Source organism: Neorhizobium sp. P12A, from assembly GCF_008365395.1.
In the GTDB taxonomy this organism is placed as follows: Bacteria; Pseudomonadota; Alphaproteobacteria; order Rhizobiales; family Rhizobiaceae; genus Rhizobium.
Genome location: NZ_QOVX01000032.1, coordinates 22558 through 29624, shown reverse-complemented (window position 1 = coordinate 29624; position 7067 = coordinate 22558). Strand labels below are relative to the sequence as shown.

7 protein-coding genes are annotated in these 7067 nt (G+C 57.9%); 3 read left to right on the top strand and 4 right to left on the bottom strand.

The window, feature by feature from the left end:
- Nucleotides 1–140: 140 nt before the first annotated feature.
- From DTW90_RS34705 to DTW90_RS34690, 4 genes are all read right to left on the bottom strand, one after another.
- The gene (locus DTW90_RS34705; protein WP_149344465.1) at nt 141–1199 is read right to left on the bottom strand and encodes an ABC transporter ATP-binding protein; all 1059 of its coding nucleotides are present in this window, start codon (nt 1197–1199) and stop codon (nt 141–143) included.
- A 63-nt stretch (nt 1200–1262) separates the two neighbouring features.
- Complete coding sequence (locus tag DTW90_RS34700) at nt 1263–1946, bottom strand: HAD family hydrolase (protein ID WP_149344474.1); 684 nt, start codon at nt 1944–1946, stop codon at nt 1263–1265.
- Between the two features lie 89 nt (nt 1947–2035).
- Nucleotides 2036–3040, bottom strand: a complete 1005-nt coding sequence (locus DTW90_RS34695; RefSeq protein ID WP_132528499.1) for an inorganic phosphate transporter — start codon at nt 3038–3040, stop codon at nt 2036–2038.
- Nucleotides 3040–3657 carry a DUF47 family protein gene (locus DTW90_RS34690; protein ID WP_149344472.1) on the bottom strand — a complete coding sequence of 206 codons (618 nt, stop codon included), beginning with the start codon at nt 3655–3657 and terminating at the stop codon, nt 3040–3042. Before DTW90_RS34690 ends, DTW90_RS34695 begins: the two co-directional genes overlap by 1 nt.
- A gap of 400 nt (nt 3658–4057) precedes the next feature.
- On the opposite strand from DTW90_RS34690, the gene DTW90_RS34685 reads away from it, so the two are divergent.
- The 3 genes from DTW90_RS34685 (at nt 4058) to aphA (ending at nt 7018) form a co-directional block, all read left to right on the top strand.
- A complete protein-coding gene (locus tag DTW90_RS34685) occupies nt 4058–5743 on the top strand; it encodes a Na/Pi cotransporter family protein (protein ID WP_149344464.1) in 1686 nt (561 codons plus the stop codon).
- Nucleotides 5736–6251: an NUDIX hydrolase gene (locus tag DTW90_RS34680; protein WP_149344462.1), complete on the top strand. Its 516-nt coding sequence runs from the start codon at nt 5736–5738 to the stop codon at nt 6249–6251. The genes DTW90_RS34685 and DTW90_RS34680 overlap by 8 nt, the downstream gene beginning before the upstream one ends.
- Nucleotides 6252–6331: 80 nt before the next feature.
- A complete protein-coding gene (aphA, locus tag DTW90_RS34675) occupies nt 6332–7018 on the top strand; it encodes an acid phosphatase AphA (protein WP_210251464.1) in 687 nt (228 codons plus the stop codon).
- Nucleotides 7019–7067: the final 49 nt, after the last annotated feature.

Sequence of the window (7067 nt, the reverse complement as noted above, 5' to 3'; positions counted from 1 at the left end):
GTCGCCGAACCCGATTTGCAGAAGCTGTTCTTGCTCATCGAGGAGAAGGCGAAATCGAAGCTGCGCCGCCAGGTCCGTCGGCAGTTCCAGTTTTTCGCGAACGTGGCGCCCCCAAACCGCCCGGTCGACTGAAAATGGTGCTACGGCAGAAGCAGCAAATCCGAAGACTGGAATCTCAGCGTCACCCGCTCGCCAACGGCTGGCGGACGATGATGCGGATTGTTGAACATGTCGAAGGAAACAGTGTTGCCGGCGACGTTCATGCGGGTGCGAATGACGGAACCAAGGAAATGCACCGACATGACCTCTCCTGCTAGTGATGCGTCACCCTTGGCGGATTCAGCGAGCGAGCCGGCTTCGGGACGCAGCGCAAGCGAAACCTTGTCGCCCGGCTTGAAGGCGGTGACGGACTGCTTGAGCGTGATGTCCTGATCGCCGATCTTGATGCGGTTGGCATCGGGGTCAACGACGCTGCCCTCGATCATGTTCAGCGTGCCGACGAACGATGCAACGAAGCGCGTTGCCGGCGTGTTGTAGATTTCGAAGGGCGTGCCGATCTGATCGGCGCGACCGGCATTCATGACGACGATGCGGTCGGAGATCGAGAGCGCCTCTTCCTGGTCGTGCGTCACGAAGACAGTGGTGATGCCGAGCTTCTGCTGGATGGCGCGGATTTCTTCGCGCAGCGAAACGCGGATCTTGGCGTCCAGCGCCGAGAGCGGTTCGTCGAGCAGGAGAACCTGCGGCTTGACGGCAAGCGCGCGGGCGAGCGCTACGCGCTGCTGCTGGCCGCCCGACATCTGGTAGGGATAGCGGCCGGCCAGATGGTCGAGCTTGATCAGGCCGAGCATTTCCTTGACGCGGCCGTCGATCTCGTTCTTCGGCGCGCCGGCGACCTTGAGGCCGAAGGCGACGTTGTCGTGCACGGTCATGTTCGGGAAGAGGGCATAGGCCTGGAAGACCATGCCGATATTGCGCTGGTTCGGCTTCAGCGGGCGCTGATCCTTGCCGGCGATCGTCAGCGTGCCTGATGTCGGCGTTTCGAAGCCGGCGATCATGCGCAGCACGGTGGTCTTGCCGCAGCCCGATGGTCCGAGGAAGGAGATGAACTCGCCCTTCTCGATGCGGACGGAGAAATCTTCGACGACGGTGAGGGCGCCAAATGATTTCCGGATTTTCGTCAGTTCGAGAAAAGCCATGGCATTGAGAGGATCAAACTTATGGTGCTGGCGATGATTGTCGTGAAACTGTCACATACAACGTCATGGGGTCAAGAATGGTTGCTTGCCTCGCTCAGTTCCGCCGTCAAGTAAAGAGCGGTGGAGGCGGGGGTGAAGCTCGATATCGATCGCCGAGGTGAAGGTGGTTGCATCCCAGCCCTTGCTCTTGGCGGCTTCGACGATCTCGGACTGATCGTCAAAAAAGAGAGGGCGTTCCTCCGGAACAATGTCGAGTGATCGATTAATGGCCTCGAAAAATCCTGGATCCTTCTTCGGAAGCCCGATCCTGGCGCTATAGAATATGCCATCGAATGCACTGGAAAATCCGAGATCGTTCCAGAGATAGGCAGCGCGATAGTGTTCCTGGCCCGTGGCAATATAGGTCTCAGCACCAAGTATCCGCAACCGGCGAACCAACCGGAGGACGTCTTGATTGATCTTGGAATCCTTTTCAAACCAGTACCGCACGAATGTCTCGACGTCGCCATGATATCCGACCTGAGGCAGGATCTCGGCTAATGCGTTCTTTAGGTCGCGCCGCCCGGTGACACATTCGAACATCGGTGCCGAAGAGCGCGCCGATGCGACCCCGAAAAAGAGGCGCTGAAAACGCTGTCTATCAACGCCGAGGTCTTGTTTGATTGTCGCGTCCCAGGGATTTCGACGCAACGAATCTGCATGCCAGCCGTCGATTAGGACGCCGTCCACATCAAAGAAGACCTTCATCAAAAAGCTCCGAGATATACCACCGTCTTCGGATGGTATCGGAGATTGTCAATCTGACCAGCCCCGCTACCGCGCTCGGATTAAGCGGATTAAGCAAGCCGCATGGTAATCGCAAATGTCGCGAACGCAATGATGGCGGCGGCAGGAAGCGTAATCACCCATGCCACGACGATGTTGCCCGCGATGCCCCAACGCACCGCCGAGACACGTCGCGCGGCCCCCACGCCGATAATCGCGCCGGTGATCGTGTGCGTGGTCGAGACGGGAACGCCAAGCCAGGTCGCGATGAAGAGCGTCAGTGCACCTCCGGTCTCGGCGCAAAACCCCTGCATGGGGTTCAGCCGAGTGATCTTGGATCCCATAGTGTGGACGATACGCCAGCCACCGAACAGGGTGCCGAGAGCCATTGCGGACTGGCAGGACAAGACCACCCAGAGCGGCACATGAAATGTACTGCCGCCATATCCCTGGGAGTAGAGCAGTACCGCGATGATGCCCATCGTCTTCTGGGCATCGTTGCCACCATGTCCCAGCGAATAGAGCGAGGCGGACCCGAACTGCAGCACACGAAACATGCTGTCTACAGCGAAAGGTGTCTGGCGCACGAAGGCCCAGGTAACGCAAAGGACCAGGAATAGAGCAAGGGTGAAGCCCAGCAGAGGCGATAGCACGATCGCGCCTGAGGTCTTCAGCAATCCGCTCCAGACGATCGAGCTTGTTCCGGTTTTTGCCAATCCTGCCCCCACCAGCCCTCCGACCAGCGCGTGCGAAGAGCTTGATGGAATCCCGAATACCCAGGTGAGGATATTCCAGACGATAGCCCCGACGAGCGCTGCGAAGATCACTTGCGGCGTGACGATGCCGGGATCAATGATGCCAGTCCCGAGCGTCTCGGCCACATTGAGGCCAAAGAACATGAAAGCGATAAAATTGAAGAAGGCGGCCCAGACCACGGCGTATTGCGGCCGCAGGACGCGCGTCGATACAATCGTTGCAATCGAATTGGCAGCATCGTGCAGTCCGTTCAGGAAGTCGAAGAACAGGGCTACCGCGATCAATCCGATCAAGAGCGGCAGGGCGATAGAGGCCTCCATCAGACGTTCTCGATCACGATGCCATTGATCTCGTTGGCGACGTCCTCGAAGCGGTCGACGACCTTTTCCAGTTCTCCGTAGATCTCGCTGCCGATGATGTAGGCCATGGGGTTGGATGCGCCATGTCGGCGAAACAGGTCCTTCAGACCCTGGTCGTGGAGTTCGTCGGAGCGGCCCTCGACCTTCACAACTTCTTCCGTCAGATTGCCGAGGCGCTGCGCATTCGTTCCCATCCGATCGAGGAGGGGAACGGCCTCGGCCACCAGCTTGGCGGCCTGCACGATGACGCCGCCCATCTCCTGCATGCCTTGGTCGAAGCTGGTCTGTTCGAAAAGCCTGATGGTCTTGACGGCCTTGTGCATCATGTCGATGGCGTCATCCATTGACATGATGAGATCCTTGATATCGCCGCGATCGAACGGAGTGATGAAGCTGCGCCTCACCGCAAGCAAGACCTCGCGCGTGATGTCGTCGGCCTCGTTTTCCAACGCGACGATGCGCTTGCAATGAGCCTCCGTGTCGTTTCCGGAGAGAAGGGCGTTCAAAGCCTCCGCCGCACCTACCGTGGTACGGGAATGCCTGGCGAAGAGATCGAAGAAGCGATCTTCCCGCGGCATCAATCGACGAAACCAGTTCAATGTCCTGCGCCTCTGCGTTGAGATGTCATGAAAATGTCATAAAAGACCCGTCGCGGGATTGAAAGGCGGTGGCGGTTTTGGGAGCCACTTTTTAATCGGCTTGATGAGCAACCTTGAAACCACGTGCCAGTGATTGCTTGGATGGCACGAAATCATCGCCTCAGGCAGGTGACGGTGTCTTAAGACGGACGCGTTTTGAATGATGAATGCCGCTCTCATCATATTGTTATAAAATGATAAAAGTCATTGTATGACAGTTTTATGACAATTCCTCTTGCATTGCACCGGCAAACAGAGAAACATAGTCAGCTAATTAAACGTTACCAGCTTGGAGGTTTGCCGGGTTCCCCCAACGACCGTCCGTTTGAAGGGTATCATCATGGCTTTGATCGTCGGTCTGGTCGCGCTCGCGGGGCATATCGCGCTTTTGCTCTGGGGCACCCGTATGGTGCAAACAGGCATCCAGCGTGCCTTCGGCCCTAATCTTCGATCGTTCCTCGGCCATGCGCTCAGCAACCGCGTCAAAGCGTTTTTCGCCGGCATGGGGGTCACGGCAATCCTGCAGAGCAGCACGGCCACCGGATTGATGGCTTCAGGGTTTGCGGCCGGCGGGCTGGTCGATCTGGTGCCGGCGCTCGCTGTCATGCTGGGGGCGAATGTCGGCACCACCCTGATCGTTCAGGTGCTATCCTTCGACGTCTCGGCTGTGTCGCCTGCGTTGATCCTCATCGGCGTCTTGATGTTCCGCCGGGTTTCCAGCTCGCAGATCCATGATCTCGGCCGTGTCGTCATCGGGCTGGGTTTCATGTTGCTGGCGCTCCACCAGCTATTGGACCTGATGACGCAATATGAGGGATCGAGCGCGCTGTCATCCGTTCTTGCAGCGATCGCGGCAACGCCTGTCCTCAGCGTTCTACTGGCCGCCGTTCTGACATGGGCTGCTCATTCCAGCGTCGCCGTCGTGTTGTTGATCGTCTCGCTGGCGAGCAAGGGATTGATCCAGCCGGAGCAGGCGTTTGCACTTGTTCTCGGCGCCAATCTTGGCACCGCGATCAATCCCGTCGTCGAGGGCCATTCCGGTTCGGACCTGTCGCATAAGCGGCTGCCGATCGGAAACCTGATCACACGGATCATCGGCGTTGCGGTTGTTCTGACCTTGCTGTCGCCGATCGCCCGGCTGTCAACCATGATCGATGACGATAGCGCACGCGCCGTCGCCAACTTTCACACAGCATTCAATCTCGCGCTTGCTGCGCTGTTCCTGCCGTTTCTGACCCCTTATGCCGATCTATTGAGCAAGATGTTTCCCCGAAGGATCGACGAGGCCGATCCTGCGCGACCGCGCTACCTGGACCCGACTGCCCGCGAAACGCCGGTCGTTGCGCTGGGAGCCGCCGCGCGCGAAACCCTAAGACTGGTCGATGTGCTGACGGAAATGCTGACTGGCGCAAAAGCGGCACTCTCCAGCACCGACCGCAAGGCACTCTCTGCGCTTCGCGCCAAGGACAATGTCCTCGACAGCCTCAACACGGCCGTGAAAACGTACCTCACCTCGATCGATCCGGATGAGCTTGGCGAAGCCGACAAACGGCGGCTGAACGAGATCCTGCTGTTCTCGATGAACATGGAACATGCCGGCGACGTCCTCGACCAGAACCTGCTGCCGCATCTTGCCAAGCGGCTGCGCCGGGGCCTCAACTTTTCCAGGGAGGGGCAAGTCGAGCTATCACGGTTGTTCGAGCGTCTGATCGCCAATCTGCAGACGGCTGCCGCTCTCTTCATGACGCAAGACGAGCGCGCGGCACGCCTACTAGCGGATGAGAAGGTCCTGTTTCGGAAAGCGGAGCGTGAAGGGACGGAAGCCCATTTCCAAAGGCTACGCGAGGGCAGTATCGAAACGATGGAAACCAGCTCGCTTCATCTCGACCTTGTTCGTGATATGAAACAGATAAACTCGCACCTTGTCGCAGCTGCGGCCTATCCCGTTCTTGAAGAACGCGGTGAACTTCTGCAAAGCCGGACCCCGAAGCCGGATGGAAGAGCAATTGCAGAAACGCATGTCTAAGCAGAAGAGCAAGACTTATCTTGGCCAGCTTGCCGAGCAGGCCGATCGGCTGTTCCGCGGACAGGCGATCGAGCAATATGCCGCGATCTGCTACATGCGCATGCCCGATAGCATCAAGGTACTGTTGATCACCTCTCGGCAGAGCGGCCGCTGGGTCATCCCCAAGGGCTGGGCCATGGACCGTCGTGCGCCGCATCAAGTCGCCGAGCGTGAGGCCTGGGAGGAAGCCGGGATTCGCGGCAAGGCGCGCAAGAAGCCCTTTGGCTACTATACCTATCTGAAGATGCTCGACACCGGCGACAGGGTCGCCTCCGTGGTTCAGGTCCATCTTGTCGAGGTCTCTGCCATGGATGTGGAGTTCCGAGAAAAGGGCCAGCGCTCGTTCGTCTGGCTTCCACCGCACGAAGCTGCAACTCTTGTTCGGGAGCCAGAGCTTAAGGGCCTTCTCGGTCAAGTCGAAGCTGTCTTGAGCAAGCGCAAGAAATCGAAAACGGCTGGTCCGGGGTGATGACGAGATGCAGAAATTGGCACCGGACCACTGAACCCAAGTCCACGATCTCCATCTGAAAGCCAAGAAGAGAGAAATCAATGACGAGAATGCTCTACAAAATTGCTGTTATCGCATGTCTGGCGACGCCGCAGGGTGCGTTTGCCTTTGATGCGGTGACGCCGGGGGCAACGACCGACGAACTCTCGCACCACGACGCGATCCATTGGGTGGACGTCGCCCAAATCGAAAAATCGCTGGAAGGGCAGCCACCGATGGCGGTGGGATTCGACGTTGACGACACCGTGTTGTTTTCCAGCCCATGTTTTTTCTATGGTCAGCAGAAATACTCGCCAGGCAAGAACGATTATCTGAAGAATCCCGCATTCTGGGCCGATATCAACGCAAACTGTGACATCAACTATTCGCTTCCCAAGGACGTCGCCGCAAAGCTGATCGCCATGCATACAAAACGTGGTGATACGATTTATTTCATTACGGGGCGCACCCGGAGCGAGGGGGAACGCCTGACCGAAACCATTAAGCGCGATTTTAACATGGTTTCGATCAATCCCGTCGTGTTCACCGCTGGCGATGCCACGAAGACGTCCTTCCTGAAGGACAAGGGCGTCAAGATTTACTATGGCGACGCCGACGGAGACATGAAACAGGCGATCGATGTCGGCGCACGTCCTATTCGTGTTCTTCGCGCCTCGAACACGACCTACAAGCCTTTGCCGAAGAATGGGTCGTTGGGCGAAGAGGTGATCATCGATTCCGATCACTGAAAGCCGGTCGCCAGCGCTGAAGCTTGAACGATCATCAATATTTTGAAGC